Genomic DNA, 22,572 nt, shown 5'->3' with positions numbered 1-22,572 from the left:
GAGTTGGAGTAAATGGAAACAAAAATAGAAACAAATTTAGAACAAGTTCAGGCTAGAATTGAAAGCCATATTGATACATTGAGTACCTTTACCGCTACACCGGGTAAAGGTACTACCCGGCTTACATATAGTCCTGAGGATTTGCAGGCAAGACAATATATTAAACAGAAAATGAAAAAATATGGTTTAACTGTTCAGGAAGATGGATTTGGTAATATTTTTGGGAGACTTGAAGGAACTTTAAAGGATGCTCCGAGTGTTCTTATTGGTTCCCATTTTGATTCCGTTCCAAATGGCGGCTCCTATGATGGACCTGCGGGAGTTGTGGCAGGACTTGAAGTCGCTGCGCTTTTTGCGGAAAACAAGTTAACACCTAAATATCCTTTAGAAGTGATTGCTCTTATCGAAGAAGAAGGGTCAAGATTTGGCGGCGGACTGATGGGTTCACGCGGAATCGTAGGATTATTAGATGAGGAAGGTTTTAATAGTTTAAAAGATAAAGATGGAATTTATGCAGTGGATTCCATGAAGGAAATTGGACTCGATCCTTCGCTTCCGAAAAAAAGAGATCCCAAAACCATGAAGGCATACCTGGAGCTGCATATTGAACAAGGACCAATCCTTGAAGAAAAAGGTATCCCTATTGGAGTCGTGGAAGCGATTGTTGGTCTGACTCAATTAGAAGTAACGGTAAAGGGGCAGGCCGGACATGCCGGTACTACTCCAATGGATCGTAGAGCTGACGCGTTAGTCACTGCAGCTAAGATGATTGCGCAATTCCCGGACCTTGCCGAAACAGAAGGGGAAGGAACGGTCGTTACTACTGGACGTTTAAGTGTATTTCCGAATGGAGCAAATGTTATTCCTGATAAAACAGTATTCACGGTGGACATCCGTTCAGGTAAGGAAGAAAATGTTTTGAATGTTATCCAAAAAGTGAAAGACTTAGCAGTTTCATATAGCGAAACAGGTATTGAAGTTACTGTTGAGCAGCTTTTGTATATACAGCCAAAAGAAATGAACAAGGATATTGTCTCCTTGTTAAAGAGAAAGAGCAGTGAGCTGGGTATTCCTAAGTGTTCGATTAACAGCGGCGCTGGTCACGATGCCATGGTCTTTTCTGATTTTACGAATGTAGGTATGCTGTTTATTCCGAGTAAAGATGGATTAAGTCATTGTCCGGAAGAATGGTCCGACTCAAGACATATAGCAAATGCTGTTCAGGTTCTATATGAAGCAGCAAAAAAGTTGACGGAGGCGGAATAAGGTATGATTCACTCTAAAATTAAAGAAGCAATCCACACTTATAGTGAAGAACTAACACAATAACGAAGAAGGCTGCATTCTGAACCGGAAGTATCCTGGGAGGAATATAAAACTACTGAATTTGTCTGCCAGTATCTTGATGATTTAGGAATCACATACAGAAGGGCTGAACCTACTGGGGTAATTGCTGAAATTAAAGGGGGCAGACCCGGTAAAACGGTTGCCCTGCGTGGAGACATGGATGCATTGCAGGTAGAAGAATTGAACCAGGACCTGCCGTATGCTTCAAAAGAAGCTGGCAAAATGCATGCCTGCGGACACGACGCACACACAGCCATGTTATTAATCGCAGCTAAAGCTCTAAATGAAATAAAAGAAGAAATACCGGGGAATGTACGCTTATTGTTCCAGCCGGCTGAAGAAGTAGCGGAAGGAGCAAAAGCGTTGGTGGAACAAGGTGCTATGGAAGGAGTGGATAACGTCTTTGGAATCCACATTTGGTCTCAAATGCCAACGCACAAAGTATCGTGTACTCCTGGACCATCCTTTGCATCAGCAGATTTATTTAAAGTTACCTTTAAGGGCAGAGGCGGGCATGGAGCCATGCCGCATGCATGTATTGATACTGCAATCGTAGCCTCATCCTTCGTCATGAATGTACAAACCGTTGTATCGAGAACCATTGATGCGCAGCATCCAGCTGTTCTTACAATAGGAAAAATGAATGTCGGTACAAGGTTCAATGTTATAGCTGAAAATGCAGTAATAGAAGGAACAGTCCGCTGTTTCCACCCTGAGACAAGAGAACATATCGAAACCCAGCTCCAGCATTATGCTGACCAGGTAGCTGCGATTTACGGTGCGACTGCAAAGGTGGAATATATTCGTGGAACTAAAGCGGTACTTAACGATGAATACAGTGCAAATCTAGTGCAAAAAGTTGCTGCAGAAGCATTTGGGGACGATATGGTTTATAACGAAAAACCAACCATGGGCGGCGAAGACTTCAGTGAATACCTCGACCATGCACCAGGCAGCTTCGCCCTAGTCGGCAGCGGCAATCCCGAAAAAGACACAGAATGGGCGCATCACCACGGCAAATTCAACATCGACGAAGACGCCCTCGCAACAGGCGCAGAACTCTACGCCCAATATGCATGGGCATACCTAAATGAATAAAATATGGTGCCTGTCACCTGGGTGACACCCAGGTGACAGGCACCACTCGTGGACACTGTCCACCTCAGGCGGACAGTCGCTAATTAAAGGTATAAATTACATTAAAAAATGGATACTGCCGTTGGCGGTATCCATTTTATGCTGCTTTTATGGTTGTGTTGTTTGTAGTCGTTGGATTTTATCGAATACGAGGTTACATAAGTGATAGTTACAATACGCGTATACACAGAATATAAACATGAAGGTAATCTTCCAGGTGAATAAGATTAGGATCGTTAAGATGAGTAAGACAATAAGAGACAGTGTAACTAGTATATATCTGATTGAAAAGAATAAGGAGTTCTTGATTGCAGTCGTCCAATTAACATTGTAATTTGCAATGGTTGGAAAAATAAAAATGGTGATGAAAAGCATTACTAAACCAATTAAAGTTAAAACAGCTAAGAGTACATATTGGAAAGAGGTAAAGTTTTTCAATAACATAAAATTTAGGAAAAACAGTCCAGCGAAAACAATCCAGATAATCCCTAAGACAAAACTTTGTTTGAAGTTCTCTTTAAAGTATTGGAAAAAATTACGAAAAACACTATAGTCTTTATGCAATACCCACTGGCGAATCACGCAAAACATTGCCACAGTGGCAGGGAAAATCGTAATGACCGGCAGGCAGAATAAAAGCCATAGGAGATTTAATTGGAAAAAGGCTGTTACAAATTCAAGGATTTTGAATAATTGTTTCATGTTAGCTCTCCATATTTCGTTTTTTCTATAGTACTATTAAAATACCATACAACTTTTTAAAAAAGAAGTACAAGTTCATTGGTAAAATTGTCTTTTAGGAGGACAGAATGGCGATTAAAGCAATCTTCTTTGACTTAGATGATACATTACATGACCACCTATTTCCTTTTTCTAAAGCGTTTAAAGACTCATTTCCTGCTCTTTATCAACAAATGGATGTTGAGTCCTTGTACAAAAAATTTAGGGACTTCAGCGATTTGTTATGGAAAAAATATAGCAATCAAGAAATGACGTTAGAAGAACTCCGGATAGCTAGAATTGTTATGGCATTAGAATATTTTCAAAAGAGCATTACGAATGAACAGGCTAGTGATTTCCAAGCCCAATATGAGTTGAATTTGGACAACCTCCAGTTATTTGCGAAGGTTCCGGAACTAATAAACTTTTTAAAAGCTAAGGGTAAACTTGTGGGTATCATTACAAATGGGCCAGTACAGCATCAGTTTAATAAAATAAACTCACTTGGCCTGACAAGTTACGTTTCTAGAGACCGCATCTTTATTTCTGATGAAGTGGGAGTGGCAAAACCAAACAAACAAATATTTCATCATGTGGCACAAAAAGTCAACATGAGTCCAAGTGAGATCCTCTATATTGGGGACTCTTGGCCCAACGATGTAGCGGCACCGATAGAAGCGGGCTGGCAGGCGATTTGGTATAACCACCGAAAAAGGCTGGCAGGTACCGGCCATAAACCCTTAGCAGTTATTGATCATCTTCTATCCATAATCGATATTTTAGATAAAGACAGTTAAATCATCCAAATGGGTAAATCAAATTGTACGAACATTTCAGAAAATCTTATTGTAGACGCTGTGCTTGTTGCGTATTATTAAGACATAAGGTCATATAAGTTGAAGGGAGGAACAACAAAAATGAAACACCATACTTTTGCAAAAATCCCCCCAATGGGATGGAATAGTTGGGATTGCTATGGAGCAACTGTCACTGAAGACGAAGTAAAAGGCAATGCTGACTATATAGCAGAGCGCCTTAAGCCTTATGGCTGGGAATACGTTGTCGTTGATATCCAATGGTACGAAGCAGGTGCTGTTTCCTCGGCGTATCGGCCTTTTGTCCCCCTTGAGATGGATGAATACTCAAGATTAGTACCAGCGGTGAATCGCTTTCCTTCTTCTGCAAATGGGAAAGGTTTTAAACCATTAGCAGATTATGTACATAACCTTGGATTAAAATTTGGTATCCACATCATGCGCGGAATCCCGCGGCAGGCTGTTCATAACAATACCCCTTTATTAGGTACGGATGTAAGGGCTAGAGAAATTGCGCACCCAAATTCTATTTGTCCTTGGAATACGGATATGTATGGAATTGATCCCCAAAAAGAAGGGGCGCAGGAGTACTACAATTCCTTGTTTCAATTGTATGCGGAGTGGGGAGTAGACTTTGTTAAAGTCGATGACATTGCTGCTTCAAGACTTTATTATTTTCATAAGGCTGAAATTGAGCTCATTCGAAACGCAATCGACCAGTGTGGAAGGGATATGGTTCTTAGTCTGTCTCCAGGTCCTGCACCTTTGGAATACAGTGAGGATTTAAAGGCAAATGCCAATATGTGGAGAATGACGGACGACTTTTGGGATCACTGGAGTCTGTTATATGGCATGTTTGAAAGATGTGAGAAGTGGTACGAACATGTTGGACCTGGTCATTGGCCGGATTGTGATATGCTGCCGCTAGGCCATATCGGACTTCGCTCAGTTGATGGCGGCGGCGGGGACCGCTGGACTAGATTTACTAAAGATGAGCAAGTTACGATGATGACGTTATGGGCAATTTTCCGGTCTCCGCTTATGTTTGGCGGTGAACTCCGTGATAATGATGAATGGACGTTATCCTTGCTTACGAATAAAGAGGTACTTGAAGTAAATCAAACTAGTCACGGCAATCGCCTGATTGAACGAAATGGTGACAGGATTGTTTGGGCTGCCAATAATGACGAAGGTCATACTTATATTGCCCTTTTTAATGCAGGTGAGGAAACGGCGGTTATAAAAGTATCACTAGATCAGCTGGGTCTATCAAAAGGACTTCAAGCTAGAGATTTGTGGAAACATGAAGAATTAGGCTTGGTAACAGATGGAATTGAACAAACGTTAGCCCCTCACTCTTCGATTTTGCTAAAGTTATATTGATGATTGTAGTAGTCTCGTAATCGGACAATTATACTAAACAAAAAAACACACGATTTTGCACGTGTGTTTTTTTTATTTAGTATAAATGGTGAAAGCCTTAACAAAATTGAATTGTCACTATTATTCTTGTATAACCAAATCTTCGCTTTTTACCGGAGCAGTGGAATGTCTCACAACCAACTCAGGTTCATAAATAATAGACTGGGGATTATTGTCCTTTCCTTCTACCGCTGCAACAATCCTCTTTGCTGCTTCAATCCCCATTTCCATTTTAGGATGGGCCACAGATGTTAACTTCACTTCAAAAGCCTCAGCTAGAAACGAGTCATCATAACCAACAATTGAAACATCGTCTGGGACACTTATTTGATAATTTCTTAATACATCAACAACCATCAGAGCTAACTGGTCATTGTAACAAACAATTGCTGTCGGCTTATCATCTGATGAATAAAACTTGTTTAGTTGATCCTTAATTTTTTCGTTCATGTCCTCGGTTGAGTAGGAGATAACCATGTCTGGGAAGAACGTAATCCCGTGTTCCCGGAATGCACGGATAAAACCTTGCATACGGTTAACTCCTTGAAGATCGTCGGTTTTAAATAATCCGATAATCTTGCGATGACCAAGCTTAATTAAATGTTCAGTAGCAATATAGCCTCCGTGTTCATCATTGACAACAATATGTGGAGGGGCTAACTGTGGATAAAACTGATTAATCATTAAATATGGTATGTTATGCTGTTCTAGTTCTAAATAGTAATGTATGTTGGGATTATAAACACTACTTTTTGTCGGTTCAACGATAAGACCATCGATATTTCTGTTTAACATGGTTTGTAAGCATTGTTTTTCTTTTTCGATGTCGTTATCCGTACATGCAAACGTTAATGAATAACCTTCGGCTGTTAGGTATGATTCAATTCCTCTAATAATAGAAGGGAAAATATAGTCGGAAATATAGGTTGTTATGACTCCGATATTTTTGCCATTCGTCTGAGCTGGCAGAACAGTTGACTCATTTTCTTCCTGTTTAAACGAACAAAAGGTTCCGGCTCCTTGTTCCCTATAAAGCCATCCCTCATGTACTAAATCTCCCACTGCCTGACGAACTGTATGCCTGCTGACACCAAACATTTTAACAAGTTCATTTTCTGAGTGGATTTTTTCACCAGGCCTAACCTTACCACTGGTGATCCAATCTGTTATCTGTTCTTTCACCATATTGTACTTGGTTTTTTGTGCCATTGTATCACCACTTTCTATATTGCGTATGTGTATAACCTTCGAAATATTGGACTATAGAATAAAAGAGATTACTATGTTTTTATTATACAATAACATTATACCTTAAAAACACGTACGTACATAAGTAAAAAATTTATTAAAACATGATTGACATGTACGAACAGGTATATTACTATTTTAACTGTAGGGAATACGCTTTCAAAGAGATAAGAGAAACGTAATTATAATGCCTTCAGTTAAGTGCAAAAGGTTACGGCGGAAGAATTTTCAGGAGGGATTATTATGTAGTCGCCTAACATGTACGTACAATGCACCAATCTATTATAACGAAACAGCTATTACTTAATTACATTTTATTAAATTATGGTTACGTTTTCAAAAGTTTTCACGAAATTGTTTTACTATTAAAATAGTTTTGGAGGGATTACCTTGTCGAAATCAACTAAAAAGCTAGGTTCATTGATTCTACTTACTATTATGATTATCGGTTCCATCCTTGCTGGCTGCTCTAACAGCTCAGAGTCATCAGGAAAAACAAAAGATGGAAAAACGGCTATTACATTTATGTTTAGAGGCCAGCCTCAAGAATTGAAAGCTTATGAAGCAACTGTAAAACGTTTTGAAGAATCACATCCTGATGTGAAAGTGACATTGGTTCAAGTTGCTCCAGATCAATATGATACAAAGTTAAAAGCAGCGATTGCTGGTAAGAAGATTCCGGATGTATTCTTCTATAACCCAGCTCAAGTAAAAGCATATGTAAACTCTGGTGTATTAAAAGACATTACTGAGTACGTAGAAGGCTCAGAAAATGTAAACATCGAAGATATTTGGGAAAAGGGTATTGCAAAGTACCGTTTTGATGGCGAAACTCTTGGACAAGGTGCAATTTATGGATTGCCAAAAGACTTAGGACCATTCGCATTAGGCTACAATAAAACAATGTTTGAAGAAGCAGGAATTCCACTTCCTGACAAAGATAAGCCTTATACTTTGGACGAATTCATTAATGTAGCACAACAATTGACAAAAGATAAAAACGGCGATGGAAAAAGTGATCAATTTGGTGCTGGATTTAACATTCAATGGGCATTGCAGCCGATTGCTTGGAGTAATGGTGCAGACTGGATTGATGAAACTGGCACAAAAGTAACAATTGACACTCCTGAATTTGCTGAAGCAGTACAATGGTTTGCGGATCAACAAAATAAATACAAAATCACTCCTTCTATTGCAGAAGCACAAACACTTGATACGTACCAAAGATGGATGAAAGGCGAATTGGCTTTCTTTCCTGTTGGTCCTTGGGATATGGCAACATATGCAGAACAATTAAAGTTTGAATATGACTTAATTCCTTGGCCTGCAGGTAAAACAGGTAAACCTGCTGCTTGGGTGGGTTCTCTAGGTATTGGTGTAGGAGCTACAACAAAGAATGCTGAAGCTGCAGCTGAGTTAGCATTATACCTATCTGCTGACCAAGAAGGTAACCAAGCGTTAGTAGATGCTCAAGTTCAATTACCAAACAGCGTAACTGTTGCTGAGCAATGGGCAGCGGACACATCCATTAAGCCTGAAAACAAGCAAGAATTCTTAGATATTATTAACGATTACGGACGTGGATTCCCAGCTGAAAAAACTTACACAGCTGAATGGTATGATGAATTCTTCAAAAACATCCAGCCAGTTCTTGATGGTAAGATGACAGCTGAAGAATATGTTAAGGAAGCACAGCCTAAGATGCAAAAATTACTGGATGCAGCAATCCAACAAGAAAAACAAGCTAAGAAATAAGCAACAAACTGAACTTTGACACAGTGTAAATGGTGCTAGTTTTCTTGAAAACTACTAGCACCATTTATTCCTTTTATCTAAATTTTTTGGTTAAAAGAAATTTAGAAAAAGGGAAATGTGTCATAATTATAGCTTTTGAAAGGGTGAGGGAAGATGAAAGCGACATCCAAACTGTATCGTACAGAGCAAAGATATGCCTATTTATTTATTGCAGCACCTGTCCTAGGATTCCTCATATTCGCAATGGTTCCGCTTATGTATTCCATTTATGGTGCCTTTACCAACTGGGACGGTCTAGGATCAATGACTTTTATTGGGTTGGAGAATTTCAAAAATGTATTCCAAGACGAGTACTTCTATAAGTCAATGTTTAACACGATTTATATGATGCTTGGTATTCCAATCGGTATTGTATTAGCGTTATTACTAGCTTTAGCTTTAAATCGCGGGATTCCTGGAACCAACACATTTAGGGTTCTATACTATATTCCGGTTATCTCTTCTATCGCTGCGATCTCCATCCTATGGCAATGGGCTTATAATGGGGATTACGGATTAGTCAATCAATTTTTGGCTATCTTTGGGATTGAAGGACCAAACTGGCTGCAAAATACTTCTACGGTAAAACCAGCCTTGATTCTCATGGCTGTATGGAAGGGATTAGGATATACAATGCTTCTATACTTAGCTGCGCTTCAAAGTGTACCTAAATCATTTTATGAAGCAGCAAAATTGGATGGAGCTAACGCTTTCAAAACATTTTGGTATATCACTCTTCCAATGGTAAAACCAGTTACATTCTTTATCATCGTAACCAACATTATTGGCGGGGCACAGATTTTCACTGAAATTAACGTAATGACTCCTACAGGCGGTCCAGAATATAGTTCAGCATCAGTAGTGTTTTATATTTGGCAAAAAGCATTTGGTAACTTCCAATTAGGTTATGCATCTGCAATGGCGTTAGTATTAGGACTTTTCATCTTCATTATTACTTTAATCCAATTTAAGATAAACGAGAAAAATTCCTTCGAACTGGATTAATAACCGTAAAGTAAGAGAGTAATAGAGAGGAGCGTATAAAATGGAAGTTGCAGTTGCAAACAAAAAGTCAGTTAAAGCAGAACCTATGTCTGAAAAGAAGAAAAATAGAATTACCGATTCCGTTGTATTTGTTTTCCTAAGCATTGGAGCAATCTTCATGGTAGCGCCTTTGTTATGGATGTTCTCAACTTCGATCAAGACACGGGAGGATGTTTTTGCATTGCCTCCAGTGTGGATTCCAGAAACGATTTCTTTTGCTAAGTATTCTGAAATTTGGTCTATGGGACCGCTGCTTTCAGGTATTAGCAATAGCTTAATAGTAGCAGTGTCGGTAACAGTGATTGGAACATTTACCTCAAGTTTGGCGGCATTTGCATTCTCAAAGCTGCATTTCAATGGCAAAAATAAAATCTTCATGATGTTATTTGCATCGGTTATGATTCCCTATCCAGTGCTAATGATTCCGCAGTTCATCATGTTCTCTTCCATAGGATGGGTTGATACGTTACTGCCATTAATCGTCCCTGGATTTTTCGGAAACATTTTCATGATTTTCTTTTTAAGACAGTTTTTAACTAGTATTCCAAACTCAATCATTGAAGCTGCAAAGATTGATGGATGTTCTTATTTCCAAATCTTTTACAAAATCATCTTCCCGTTAATTAAGCCTGCGGTAGCGGCACAGTTAATTTTATGGTTTATGGGGATTTGGAATGATTACCTAGGACCGATTCTTTATCTAAACTCACCAGAGAAACAGACACTTCAGCTTGTAATTGCAAACTTTAATGCTTCCTATGCGATCCAAAGTGATTATCCACTGATCATGGCCGCATCTGTTGTAGCGTTATTACCGATGTTGATTGTTTTCATCATCTTCCAAAAACAAATCATCGAATCTATTGCAATTTCAGGGGTAAAAGGTTAATAAAACTAAATCAAATGCATGTGCATTTTTTGGCTCAACCATTTAGAAGTTAATAGAGAGATGAAAAAGCACTTATCAGAATTACTAGATGATAAGTGCTTTTTGTTTAAAAAATACTCACATACCTTGGGAGTCCATCGATGAAACTTAAAACAAATAAGTATTTAGCTGGGATCGTCATTTTAATAGTGTTAATCATAGGAGCATGGCTTGGTATGACTCTTGCTATGCCAAAAACAGGCAATTTGTCTGGAGTTACCTTACCAGTGGCGCCGGCCGACAAGGAGGTACAAAATGTCAACGGTGATATCCATTATAAGGAAAAGGATTGGACCACCAATTTTACTCATGATGCTTCGATCATTAAAGCTGATGGCTGGTATTATGCATTTTCAACAGACTACATGGCAGGTGCTCCGCCAAAACCAGGAATCCAAATTAGAAGGTCTAAGGATTTAATTAATTGGGAATTTGTCGGACGTGTGTTTGAACAGGTATCACATGAGGCATGGGAATGGACCAAAGGAACAACCTTTTGGGCACCAGATGTAGTGAAAATGAATGATAAATATTATTTATATTACTCCGTTTCCTCCGTTGGAAAAAGGAACTCGTATATTGGTGTGGCAGTAAGTGACTCTATTGAGGGTCCATGGAAAGACGAAGGTGCCGTATTTATATCCCAAGAGGGGGATGAACACACGGTAAATGCAATCGATCCCGATATCGTGTTGGATGAACAAGGTCAGGCCTGGATGGTATATGGCTCCTATTTTGGCGGAATTTTCATCACAAAGGTCGATAATGAGACTGGAAAATTAGTCGATTCAAATGATGAGGGTACGCTGGTGGCACAAAGGAAAAATATGAATTACGGCATAGAAGGACCTGAAATTATCTACAACCGTGATACCGGTTATTATTACTTAACTGTATCTTATGAGTGGCTGGAGAATACATATAATGTTCGGACTGCTCGTTCGAAAAGTATCACGGGACCGTATGTGGACTACAATGGCCGCGAAATGATAGATACAACTGACGAATCCTTCAATACTGGGAATAAATTAGTAGGAGCTTATCGGTTTGAAAATAGCGAGGGCTGGCTGGGGACTGGTCATAATGCCTTATTTGAGGAAGATGGGGAATATTATCTCACTCATAATGCTAGAGCTGGCGAAGATATCTATTGGTCCCATTTACATGTAAGGAAAATGGTTTGGACCGATGATGGCTGGCCAGTGGTTTCACCGGAAAGATACTCAGGTGAAACAGAACAAGAAGTAATCGAAGCAAACATTATTGGCGAATGGGAACAAATCCTTCTCCCGAGATATGATGATAGTTTACAAGTTTCCCAAAATATACAGTTAAAATCAAATGGGAAAATGGAAGGTGATGATAAGAGTCATTGGAAACTAACGGGGGATAACACATTAGAACTCACTATCTATGACCCTGATAGAGCACCTGATGATTACTGGAAGTACAAGTTGAAAGTGATTCCGGCTTGGGACTGGGAAAATTGGAACGCTACTCTTGTTTTCACTGGTATGGACCAAGAGGGAACTGTTTTATGGGGGAAAAAGAAGGTTGAAAATAAATAAAATGGAGTGAGACAAGATGCTATCCACCAATCAGGTAAATGTGAATATGAAACTAAAAGAATTTGATCTTAACTCTGTGCGAATTACAGGCGGTCCGCTAAAGCATGCAATGGAATTAAATAAGGAATATCTTTTAAAATTAGAGCCTGATAGACTGCTTTCTAGATTCAGAGAGTACGCTGGGCTGCAGCCAAAAGCGGACCACTATGAAGGCTGGGAAGCACAAGGTATTTCTGGGCATACACTAGGTCATTACTTATCAGCAGCAGCGATGATGGCAGCGGCAAACGACGATGAGGTGTTCAATCAAATAGTGAATTATATAGTGGATGAACTTGAAGTTTGTCAGAATGCTCATGGTACAGGATATATTTCCGGTATCCCGCGTGGTAAAGAGATTTTTGAGGAAGTGAAAGCAGGTGATATCCGTTCACAAGGCTTTGATTTGAATGGCGGATGGGTGCCTCTATATTCCATTCATAAATTATTCGCTGGTCTGCGTGACGCCTTCAAGTTTACTAATAACAAAAAAGCGTTGCAGGTTGAAACAAAGCTTGGTTTATGGCTAAACGATGTATTTGAGAACCTAAATGACCAACAGGTGCAGGAGGTCTTGAAATGTGAATATGGCGGAATGTCAGAAGTATTGGCAGACCTTGCTGAGGATACGGGCGATGAGCGTTTTTGGAAGCTATCACAATTGTTTCACCATAAGGAACTTTTAGATTCGCTGGCAGCGGAAAAGGATGTGTTAGCGGGAAGGCATGCGAATACACAAATACCGAAGATCATTGGCGCTGCACGTCAATATGAAATGTCCGATAACGAATCATACCGCCGTATCTCAGAATTCTTCTGGAACCAGGTGGTCCACCATCATTCCTACGTAATTGGTGGAAACAGTATGAATGAGCATTTTGGGGAACCTGATAAATTAAATGACCGGCTTGGGGCTAATACATGTGAAACGTGTAACTCCTATAATATGTTAAAACTGACTAGACACCTCATTCAGTGGAATGCACTTGCTGAACAAGGAGATTTCTATGAGAGAGTTTTATACAATCATATTTTAGCTTCCCAGCACCCAAAAGAAGGCAAAGTCACTTACTTTGTTTCCTTGGATATGGGCGGCCATAAGGTTTACAATTCTCAGTTTAATGATTTTACTTGTTGTGTGGGTACGGGAATGGAGAACCACTCTAGTTATGGCAATGGAATCTACTTCTATAATGATCAATCTTTGGTGGTGAACCAATACATCCCATCCAAACTGGATTGGAGGGAGAAAGGAGTCGTTATTCACCAGACAACTTCGTATCCTGAAAAAGGTTCAATAATATTGGAAGTAGAGTCTGCTGAAACAAAGCAATTCTCTCTATCTGTCCGCTATCCATATTGGGCGGAAAAAGGTATGAGTGTAAAGATAAACGGTGAGCTGTACACCCACGATTCTACGCCTTCTAGTTTTATCACCATTGATCGTGTTTGGGAAAACGGGGATATTGTTGAATTAGATATACCAATGACATTAAGAGTGGAAACGATGAATGATAACCCAAACCGAATTGCATTTATGAATGGCCCGCTTGTTCTAGCGGGTGATTTAGGGCCAATAGAACAACAAAATGAGTCTGTGAAAGAGCTATTATTCACACCAGTTTTGGTTACCAACGAATCAACAGTACTTAATCGTATCGTATCGGTCTCAGAAAATAATCATCATTTTGATATGAATAAGCTGGGCTATCCTCGTGATGTGAGATTGTTCCCTTTCTATCAAATGCATGATCGAAGTACCTCTGTTTATTGGGACGTTTTTACCGAAGAAAAATGGAAAGAAGCAGAACTCTCCTATAAAGATTCCGTCGAAAAAGAGCGTGAGCTAAAGCTTCGGACCATTGATTTTGTCCAGCCTGGAGAAATGCAGCCAGAGCGTGATCATGAGTTTGAAGGGGAGCACGTGGGTTATGGTGTCCAGTCCAACCGGAAATATAGAGACACATGGCCTAGCGGGCACTTTTCCTTTACTTTAAAGGTTCAATTCAGCCAGCAGAACCATCTTGTTGTCATGTATACCAAAGAAATAGAGACGATGAAATCCTTTGATATCACCATCGATGGAGTTAAATTGGAAAAGTGTCAAGTGGAACTGGTTGAGCTGGACACGTTTGTACAAGTAAAATATGAAATTCCGAATCAAGCAACTGCCGGTAAGGAGCAAGTAAAGGTAACTTTCCGTGCTCATGAAGGTCAAAAAGTACCTAAAGTATTTGCAATTCGAGTGGTAAAAGAATAAAAAAAGCAGTGAACGAGTAGGAAAACCAACTTGTTTTTCCTACTCGTTCGACTTGTATGCAAAAAGTTTTTAAATATATAGTAAAATACCTTGAAATATTATGGATAGGTGGTACAATCAAGTTAAAGGTTATACGTACAAGTTTTGAAAGCGAGTACAACAACAGAGACTTGTAGGGTGTAAAAGATATTAATTTGTCGAAAAATCACCATTCTTGTACGGATGACATGCTAACATATAAAAGCATTTTTTAATTTTAACCTGAGTGAGATACGAATGTGGTTATTTGCATTCTATTAAACTCAGAAAAAATTTTATTGATTATGTAAACGTATTCTTTCTAAAAGGCAGGGTGAGAAAAATGGCTAAATATGCAATTGGTGTCGACTATGGTACACAGTCAGGAAGAGCCGTTTTAGTTGAAATTGGAACTGGTAAAGAGGTTGCAACAGCTGTAAAACCATACACGCATGGAGTAATGGATGAGTTTTTACCAGATGGAACAACCAAATTAGAGCACGATTGGGCTTTACAGCATCCAACAGATTATTTAGAAGTCTTACAGATTACAATTCCAGAAGTATTAGATAAGGCACAAGTTTCCCCGGATGATGTCATCGGATTAGGAATTGACTTTACAGCTTGTACGGTCCTACCGGTTGATCAGACTGGGACTCCTCTTTGCTGGAAACCTGAATATAGTAAAAATCCACACAGCTATGTAAAGCTTTGGAAACATCATGCAGCACAAGATGAAGCAAATCGTTTGAATGAAATTGCTGAAAAACGTGGTGAAAAGTTCTTACAACGGTACGGCGGAAAGATTTCTTCCGAGTGGATGATTCCAAAGGTATGGCAAATCCTAGATGAAGCGCCTGAAATTTATGAAGCAGCTGATCAAATTTTGGAAGCAACAGATTGGGTTATTTCTCAATTGACTGGTCAAGTGAAGCGCAACAGCTGTACTGCGGGTTATAAAGCAATGTGGCATAAGCAGGACGGCTACCCATCAAAAGAATTTTTTAAAGCGCTTGATCCTCGTTTAGAAAACGTTGTCGAAGATAAATTGTCTTCTGATATCGTTCCAATTGGCTCTAAGGCTGGTGAAATCACTGCTGAAGGCGCTAAATTAACAAGATTAAACCCTGGTACTGCAATAGCAGTTGCGAATGTGGATGCACACGTTGCCGTCCCAGCAGTTGGGATTACAGAACCTGGTAAACTACTAATGATCATGGGAACATCTACATGTCATATTTTACTAGGTGAAGAGGAAAAGATTGTACCGGGTATGTGCGGTGTGGTTGAAGATGGAGTCATTCCTGGATATATGGGATATGAAGCTGGTCAATCATGCGTAGGTGACCATTTTGAATGGTTTACTGAAAACTGTGTACCAGCAAGTTACTATGAAGAAGCAAAAGAAAAAGGCGTAAATATCCACCAGTTATTAACTGATAAAGCAAGTAAGTTAAACGTTGGTGAAAGCGGTCTCCTCGCACTTGATTGGTGGAACGGAAATCGTTCAACGCTCGTTGATGCAGATCTTACAGGCGTACTGCTAGGACAAACGTTGTTAACAAAACCAGAGGAAATTTATCGTGCGCTCATTGAAGCTACTGCATACGGTACCAGAATGATCGTTGAAACGTTCCGTGATAATGGTGTTCCGGTTAATGAAGTGTATGCTGCAGGAGGAATAGCTGAGAAAAATGCAATGATGATGCAGATTTATGCAGATGTATTAAATATGAGTATTAAAATTTCTGCTTCTTCTCAAACACCAGCACTCGGTTCTGCTATGTTCGGTGCTGTTGCTGCAGGTAAAGAACGCGGCGGTTATGACAGCATTACAGAAGCAGCCAAGGATATGGGCAGAGTCAAAGATTATGTATACCAGCCAAAGGCAGAAAATAAGGCCGTTTATGACCAGCTTTATACAGAATATGCCCGCCTATACGATTATTTTGGACGTGGCGAAAATAACGTAATGAAAACATTGAAAAAAATTAAGAGTGCAAGCTCCTTAGAAAAAATGGAGGAGACAGTATGCTAGAACGACTAAAAAGAGAGGTTTTGGAAACGAATTTACAGCTTCCAAAACATAACTTAGTTACTTTTACTTGGGGAAATGTAAGTGGGATTGATCGTGAACAGAACCTTGTTGTTATCAAACCAAGCGGTGTACCTTATGATGAGCTTACCATTGAGGATTTGGTAGTAGTAGATTTGGAAGGCCGTATTGTCGAAGGAACGCTGCGCCCTTCATCTGATACACCAACACATCTTGCCCTCTACCGTGCTTTTCCAACGATTGGTGGAGTCGTTCATACCCATTCGCCATGGGCAACTAGCTGGGCGCAGGCAGGTCTTCCAATTCCTGCACTTGGAACTACACATGCCGACTACTATTATGGAGAGATTCCTTGTACACGTGAGATGACTCAAGAGGAAATTGATCGTGCATATGAGCTGGAAACAGGAAATGTCATTATTGAAACGTTTGAAAAAGAAGGATTAGATCCTGTGGCTATGCCAGGAGTTCTAGTGTTTAACCATGCACCGTTCTGTTGGGGGAAAAATGCCAACCAGGCTGTACACAACGCCGTGGTATTAGAAGAAGTAGCGAAAATGGCGCTGCATACCTTCCAGCTAAATTCTAGCGTTAACCCAATTCAACAATTCTTGTTAGATAAGCATTACCTGCGAAAGCATGGAAAGAACGCCTATTACGGTCAAACAAAAACATCGAAGCAGACACTTTAATAGTTGTTTTTTTAGAATAACTTGTACGCATAAGCGGTTTGAATACTGCAAAATATTACTACTTTAGGGGGATTTACCTTGTTAACGACAAAAGCCTATGAATTTTGGTTTGTAACTGGAAGTCAATTACTTTACGGAGAAGACGTACTTAGAGCAGTAGAGGAAAATTCAAAAACGATTGTAAGCGGTCTAGATCATGATCCAGCCGTTCCATATAAATTAGTTTTTAAATCAGTTGTAAAGGATTCTGATGCGATTCGTCGCTTGATTCTTGAAGCTAACGCTGATGAAAATTGTGCAGGAATCATTACGTGGATGCATACATTCTCACCATCAAAAATGTGGATTGCAGGGCTTTCAGCTCTTCAAAAACCATATCTTCATTTAGCAACACAATTTAACCGGGATATCCCATGGAATTCAATCGACATGGATTTCATGAATCTTAACCAAGCTGCACACGGAGACCGTGAACACGGATTTATCGCAAGTCGCTTAAAAGTTAAGCGCAAGGTTGTTGTAGGACATTGGGAAAACACGGAAGTTAGAGAGCGTGTTGGCAGCTGGATGAGAACGGCAGTTGCTTTTGCTGAAAGTAAAAACCTGAAAGTGGCAAGATTTGGTGATAATATGCGCCAAGTAGCTGTTACTGAAGGTGACAAAGTGGAAGCGCAAATTAAATTTGGCTGGACAGTTAATGGTTACGGTGTTGGCGACCTCGTTCAACGCATGAACGATGTAAGTGAACAAGAACTTGACCAGTTAATGGCTGAATATGAAGAACAATATGATATTACTCCAGAAGGCCTTACTGACGGACCAGTAAGAGACAGCATCCGTTATCAAGCAAGAATTGAGCTTGGAATGAAAGCATTCTTAACTGAAGGCGGATATACAGCATTTACGACTACTTTTGAAGATTTACATGGTATGCGTCAACTTCCAGGTCTAGCTGTTCAACGTTTAATGGAACAAGGCTATGGCTTTGCAGGGGAAGGCGACTGGAAAACTGCGGCACTAGTTCGTTTGATGAAAATCATTGCTGGCAATGAAGGTACATCCTTTATGGAAGATTACACGTATCATTTTGAACCAGGAAATGAAATGGTTCTTGGTGCACATATGCTTGAGGTTTGTCCAACAATTTCAGCCACTCGTCCTAAAATTGAGGTTCATCCACTAGGAATTGGCGGCAAGGAAGACCCTGCACGTATCGTATTTGATGGAAGAGGCGGCTCTGCATTAAATGCTTCGATTATCGACCTTGGACATCGTTTCCGACTTCTTGTAAATGAAGTAGATGCGGTACAACCAGAGAAGGATATGCCAAATCTTCCTGTTGCACGTGTATTATGGACGTGTCAGCCTTCCCTCAACCAAGCTGTTGAGAACTGGATCGAAGCAGGCGGAGCTCACCATACAGGCTTCTCTTATAAAGTAACAACAGAACAGTTAAGAGACTTTGCTGAATTAGCTGGAATTGAAATGGTTGTCATTAATAACGACACTAAAACTGAATCATTTATTAACGAATTACGCTGGAATGACGTTATTTATCGTTAATTTTTAAACTTGGGGCTATTAGCAATAATAGCCCTAAGGTTTAGCTAATAGAATTTGTTTTTAGGAGGAAATCTCTTGAGTAAGACCGTTGATAAGTTACAGGTTGAGCAGTTAGCAGTTAATACGATACGTACTTTGTCGATTGACGCAATTGAAAAAGCAAAATCAGGTCATCCAGGCATGCCGATGGGAATGGCACCTGCAGGACATGTGTTATGGACAAAAGTAATGAACCATAATCCATCTAATCCTTCGTGGTTTAACCGTGACCGTTTTGTACTATCCGCAGGACATGGTTCGATGTTGTTATATAGCTTACTTCATTTAAGCGGCTATGATGTTTCGCTTGATGATTTAAAACAGTTTAGACAATGGGGAAGTAAAACACCTGGACATCCTGAATACGGTCACACTCCAGGGGTAGATGCAACGACAGGACCGCTTGGCCAAGGAATTGCGATGGCTGTCGGTATGGCAATGGCAGAGGCTCATATATCTTCCGTATATAACCGAGAGAACTACCCGTTGATCAACCATTATACATATGCGATTTGCGGGGATGGAGATCTGATGGAAGGTGTTTCTGCAGAGGCAGCTTCTCTTGCGGCTCACTTACAATTAGGGAAACTAATTGCCATTTATGATTCGAATAATATCACCCTTGATGGTGAAGCAAATCTATCATTCTCAGAAAATGTAGGCGAGCGTTTTGAAGCCTACGGCTGGCAGGTATTACGAGTAGAAGAAGAAAACAATCTTGAAGCCATTGAGGCGGCGCTGATTGAGGCAAAGAAGGACCTTACAAAACCAACCTTGATTGAAATCAAGACAACACTAGGCTATGGCAGTCCGAATAAAGGTGGAAAAGGCGGCCATGGAGGAACTCATGGATCCCCGCTTGGTGCTGAAGAAGTAAGGCTGACAAAAGAATTTTACGGCTGGCCGGAAGAAGACTTCTATATTCCTGAAGAGGTTAAAGAGTTGTGGCAAGAAGTAAAAAACAATGGTATTCAAACAAATCAGCAATGGGATCAATTGCTGAATGAATACAAACTAGAGTATCCAGAATTAGCGGATCGTCTTGAAAAAGAAATCAAGGGTGAACTGCCTGCAGATTGGGCGAGTGAAGTGCCAGTATACGAAAAAGGTGCCTCGGTTTCAACTCGAGTTGCTTCAGGGCAAGTATTAAATGCACTTGCGAAAAAAGTTCCTAACTTAATTGGCGGCTCTGCTGACCTAGAATCCTCAACCATGACTCACATGAAAGACCTTGGCTGTTTCTCACCAGCTAACTATGCTGGACGAAATGTTTATTACGGTGTTCGTGAATTCGCAATGGGAGCAATCGTAAATGGTATGGCGCTTCATGGCGGAGTAAAACCATTTGGATCTACTTTCTTTGTATTTTCTGATTACCTTCGTCCGGCGATTCGATTATCGGCTCTCATGAACTTACCGGTAACGTACGTATTCACACATGACAGTATTTTTGTTGGTGAAGATGGTCCCACTCATGAACCGATTGAACAGCTGGCGGCATTGCGCGGCATTCCAAATGTCACTGTTTTACGGCCTGCAGACGCAAATGAAACGGCAGCTGCTTGGAAATATGCAATTGAAAACCAAAATGGTCCAGTAGCATTGGTGCTGTCAAGACAAAATCTTACAGTCAATCTTGACGCTGAAACAGCTAATGAAGAAGTCGGTAAAGGGGCTTACATTGTCGCAAGCTCTGAACCAGAGATTCCAACCGTCCAGCTTATTGCTACAGGTTCTGAATTAACTCTGGCTCTTCAAGTAAAAGAAAGTCTTGAAAAAGAAGGAATTACGAGCAGAGTGGTCAGCATGCCATCTTGGGAGTTATTTGACCAGCAGTCAAAAGAATATCAAGATTACATTTTGCCTTCTGATATTAAACTAAATGTTGCAATCGAGTTAGGTTCGCCTCAAGGCTGGGCACAATATGTCGGTAGAGATGGACTAGTAATCGGAATATCTACTTTCGGAGCTTCAGCACCAGGAGACATAATTGCAAAAGAATATGGATTCACTGCAGAAAGCATTATTAAAAGAATCAAAGAGAAGCTTTAATACCATTACTGACTGGAGGATTACTCTATGAAAAATAATGTCATTGTAAATGCCGATATTACAAAAGGTAAAATTAATAAAAATATATATGGTCACTTTGCAGAGCATTTAGGCAGATGTATATACGAAGGAATCTGGGTAGGCGAAGATTCATCGATTCCAAATACGAAGGGTATCCGTAACGATGTATTAGCAGCATTAAAGAATATTAAAGTTCCTGTACTTCGCTGGCCAGGCGGGTGTTTTGCTGATGAATATCACTGGAAGGATGGTGTCGGTCCTAGAGAAAACCGTAAGCGTATGGTGAACACTCACTGGGGCGGTGTTGTGGAAAACAACCACTTCGGAACCCATGAATTCTTGCTATTGTGTGAATTATTAGAGTGTGAGCCGTATATTTGCGGAAACGTAGGAAGCGGTACGGTTCAAGAAATGTCTGAATGGGTTGAATATATGACATTTGAAGGTGAATCGCCAATGGCAAACTGGCGCCGGGAAAATGGTCAGGATGAGCCTTGGAAATTAAAATATTTTGGTGTGGGGAACGAAAACTGGGGCTGCGGTGGAAACATGCGTCCTGAATATTATGCAGACCTTTATCGCCGCTATCAAACTTATGTACGTAACTATGGCGGCAATAAAATCTATAAAATTGCCGGCGGGGCAAATGTGGACGACTATAACTGGACAGAGGTGTTAATGAAGAACGCTCACTGGTTAATGGATGGTTTAAGTCTTCACTATTACACCATCCCTGGAGATTTCTGGCTTGGTAAAGGCTCAGCGATTGATTTCCCTGAAGACGAATGGTTCATTACGATGAAGAAAGCTCTTCATATGGATGAGTTAATCACCAAGCATAGTACGATTATGGATAAATATGATCCAAATAAGCGAATCGGCATGATCATTGATGAGTGGGGAACATGGTTCGATGTTGAGCCTGGTACAAATCCAGGATTCTTATATCAGCAAAACACGATCCGTGATGCGTTGGTAGCTGGCCTGCACTTTAATATTTTCCACAATCACGCGGATCGTGTTCAAATGACGAATATTGCTCAAACCGTCAACGTTCTGCAAGCCATGATTTTAACTGAAGGCGAGAAGATGATTCTTACTCCAACCTATCATGTATTTGATATGTACAAAGTTCACCAAGATGCTGAACTGCTTGCTGTTGATTCTACATTTGGCAGCTATGAATATAACGGAGAAACGTTACCACAAGTAACCGTATCTGCTTCAAAAAATGCTGAAGGTACCGTTCACATCAGCTTATGTAACATTGACCATCAGAACGAAGCAGTCTTAGATTTAGACCTTCGCGGAGTAATTGGTGTTGAGACGAAGGTTTCAGGAACAATCATTACAGCTGACTCAATGAATGCACATAACACTTTTGAACAGCCAGAGGTTGTAAAACCTGCTGCGTTCACAGGAGTAACTGTTGAAAATAATAAATTAGCAATTAAACTTCCAGCAATGTCTGTTGTTACATTAGCCGTTGAATAAAGAATGAGGGGGATCCAGCAGTGACTAAGCAAAATCTATGTAAAGGCTGCGTTGAAAGTGTGATAGTAACAGAGGAAGTCATCCAGGAGCTTGTTCGGGAAACGGAAGAAGATTTATCTGTTATCGTATCGGACGAAGTCTACTCAGAAAGATTAAAGATTTGTGAAAGCTGCCCTTCTCTTCAATATGGCACCACCTGTGCTCATAGCGGATGTATTGTCCGCTATCGAGCAAAGTTTAAGAACAAGAGCTGTCCATTTGCAGGAAAGCCAAAATGGGAAAAGGTTGGTTAAATACTCATAGTTTTATAGAAAA

Annotated in this window: 16 protein-coding genes and 1 pseudogene; 15 read left to right on the top strand and 2 right to left on the bottom strand. The window is 40.1% G+C overall.

The annotated features are described in order from the left end of the window. The first annotated feature begins 12 nt into the window (after nt 1-12). Nucleotides 13-1,266, top strand: a complete 1,254-nt coding sequence (locus tag ACIQAA_RS20820; protein ID WP_402623091.1) for a Zn-dependent hydrolase — start codon at nt 13-15, stop codon at nt 1,264-1,266. 3 nt (nt 1,267-1,269) lie between these two features. After that, nucleotides 1,270-2,445: pseudogene (locus ACIQAA_RS20815) on the top strand (amidohydrolase). Between the two features lie 147 nt (nt 2,446-2,592). Here ACIQAA_RS20815 and ACIQAA_RS20810 read toward each other — a convergent pair. Further along, nucleotides 2,593-3,186: a DUF624 domain-containing protein gene (locus ACIQAA_RS20810; RefSeq protein WP_402623088.1), complete on the bottom strand. Its 594-nt coding sequence runs from the start codon at nt 3,184-3,186 to the stop codon at nt 2,593-2,595. 107 nt (nt 3,187-3,293) lie between these two features. Between ACIQAA_RS20810 and ACIQAA_RS20805 the strand changes: the two genes are divergently transcribed. Then, the gene (locus ACIQAA_RS20805; protein ID WP_402623086.1) at nt 3,294-4,001 is read left to right on the top strand and encodes an HAD family hydrolase; all 708 of its coding nucleotides are present in this window, start codon (nt 3,294-3,296) and stop codon (nt 3,999-4,001) included. A 120-nt stretch (nt 4,002-4,121) separates the two neighbouring features. Further along, nucleotides 4,122-5,402, top strand: a complete 1,281-nt coding sequence (locus ACIQAA_RS20800; protein WP_402623084.1) for a glycoside hydrolase family 27 protein — start codon at nt 4,122-4,124, stop codon at nt 5,400-5,402. Between the two features lie 120 nt (nt 5,403-5,522). On the opposite strand, the gene ACIQAA_RS20795 is transcribed toward ACIQAA_RS20800, so the two are convergent. Further along, entirely contained in the window at nt 5,523-6,650 is a 1,128-nt protein-coding gene (locus tag ACIQAA_RS20795; protein ID WP_402623082.1) for a GntR family transcriptional regulator, read from the bottom strand. 477 nt (nt 6,651-7,127) lie between these two features. Between ACIQAA_RS20795 and ACIQAA_RS20790 the strand changes: the two genes are divergently transcribed. The 11 genes from ACIQAA_RS20790 to ACIQAA_RS20740 all read left to right on the top strand — a co-directional run bounded on the left by ACIQAA_RS20790 (nt 7,128) and on the right by ACIQAA_RS20740 (nt 22,550). After that, on the top strand, nt 7,128-8,444 hold the full coding sequence (locus tag ACIQAA_RS20790) for an ABC transporter substrate-binding protein (protein ID WP_402623542.1): 1,317 nt from the start codon (nt 7,128-7,130) through the stop codon (nt 8,442-8,444). Between the two features lie 153 nt (nt 8,445-8,597). Beyond that, nucleotides 8,598-9,488, top strand: coding sequence for a carbohydrate ABC transporter permease (locus tag ACIQAA_RS20785; protein ID WP_307197329.1), 891 nt, complete (start codon nt 8,598-8,600; stop codon nt 9,486-9,488). A gap of 85 nt (nt 9,489-9,573) precedes the next feature. After that, nucleotides 9,574-10,416, top strand: a complete 843-nt coding sequence (locus ACIQAA_RS20780; protein ID WP_402623539.1) for a carbohydrate ABC transporter permease — start codon at nt 9,574-9,576, stop codon at nt 10,414-10,416. Nucleotides 10,417-10,556: 140 nt separating this feature from the next. After that, nucleotides 10,557-12,023: an arabinan endo-1,5-alpha-L-arabinosidase gene (locus ACIQAA_RS20775; protein WP_402623080.1), complete on the top strand. Its 1,467-nt coding sequence runs from the start codon at nt 10,557-10,559 to the stop codon at nt 12,021-12,023. Between the two features lie 46 nt (nt 12,024-12,069). Next, the gene (locus tag ACIQAA_RS20770) at nt 12,070-14,322 is read left to right on the top strand and encodes a glycoside hydrolase family 127 protein (protein WP_402623536.1); all 2,253 of its coding nucleotides are present in this window, start codon (nt 12,070-12,072) and stop codon (nt 14,320-14,322) included. A gap of 361 nt (nt 14,323-14,683) precedes the next feature. Continuing rightward, a complete protein-coding gene (araB, locus tag ACIQAA_RS20765) occupies nt 14,684-16,378 on the top strand; it encodes a ribulokinase (protein WP_402623077.1) in 1,695 nt (564 codons plus the stop codon). Next, complete coding sequence (gene araD / locus ACIQAA_RS20760) at nt 16,372-17,088, top strand: L-ribulose-5-phosphate 4-epimerase (RefSeq protein WP_402623074.1); 717 nt, start codon at nt 16,372-16,374, stop codon at nt 17,086-17,088. The genes araB and araD overlap by 7 nt, the downstream gene beginning before the upstream one ends. Nucleotides 17,089-17,166: 78 nt before the next feature. After that, nucleotides 17,167-18,651: an L-arabinose isomerase gene (gene araA / locus ACIQAA_RS20755; protein WP_402623072.1), complete on the top strand. Its 1,485-nt coding sequence runs from the start codon at nt 17,167-17,169 to the stop codon at nt 18,649-18,651. 75 nt (nt 18,652-18,726) lie between these two features. After that, on the top strand, nt 18,727-20,742 hold the full coding sequence (tkt, locus tag ACIQAA_RS20750) for a transketolase (RefSeq protein WP_402623069.1): 2,016 nt from the start codon (nt 18,727-18,729) through the stop codon (nt 20,740-20,742). A gap of 27 nt (nt 20,743-20,769) precedes the next feature. Beyond that, nucleotides 20,770-22,257 carry an alpha-N-arabinofuranosidase gene (locus ACIQAA_RS20745; protein ID WP_402623066.1) on the top strand — a complete coding sequence of 496 codons (1,488 nt, stop codon included), beginning with the start codon at nt 20,770-20,772 and terminating at the stop codon, nt 22,255-22,257. Nucleotides 22,258-22,277: 20 nt separating this feature from the next. Further along, nucleotides 22,278-22,550 carry a DUF6171 family protein gene (locus ACIQAA_RS20740; RefSeq protein WP_402623063.1) on the top strand — a complete coding sequence of 91 codons (273 nt, stop codon included), beginning with the start codon at nt 22,278-22,280 and terminating at the stop codon, nt 22,548-22,550. Nucleotides 22,551-22,572 lie beyond the last annotated feature (22 nt).

It is taken from the genome of Neobacillus sp. NPDC093182 (assembly GCF_044754045.1).
This window is presented reverse-complemented; position numbering and strand designations above follow the sequence as displayed.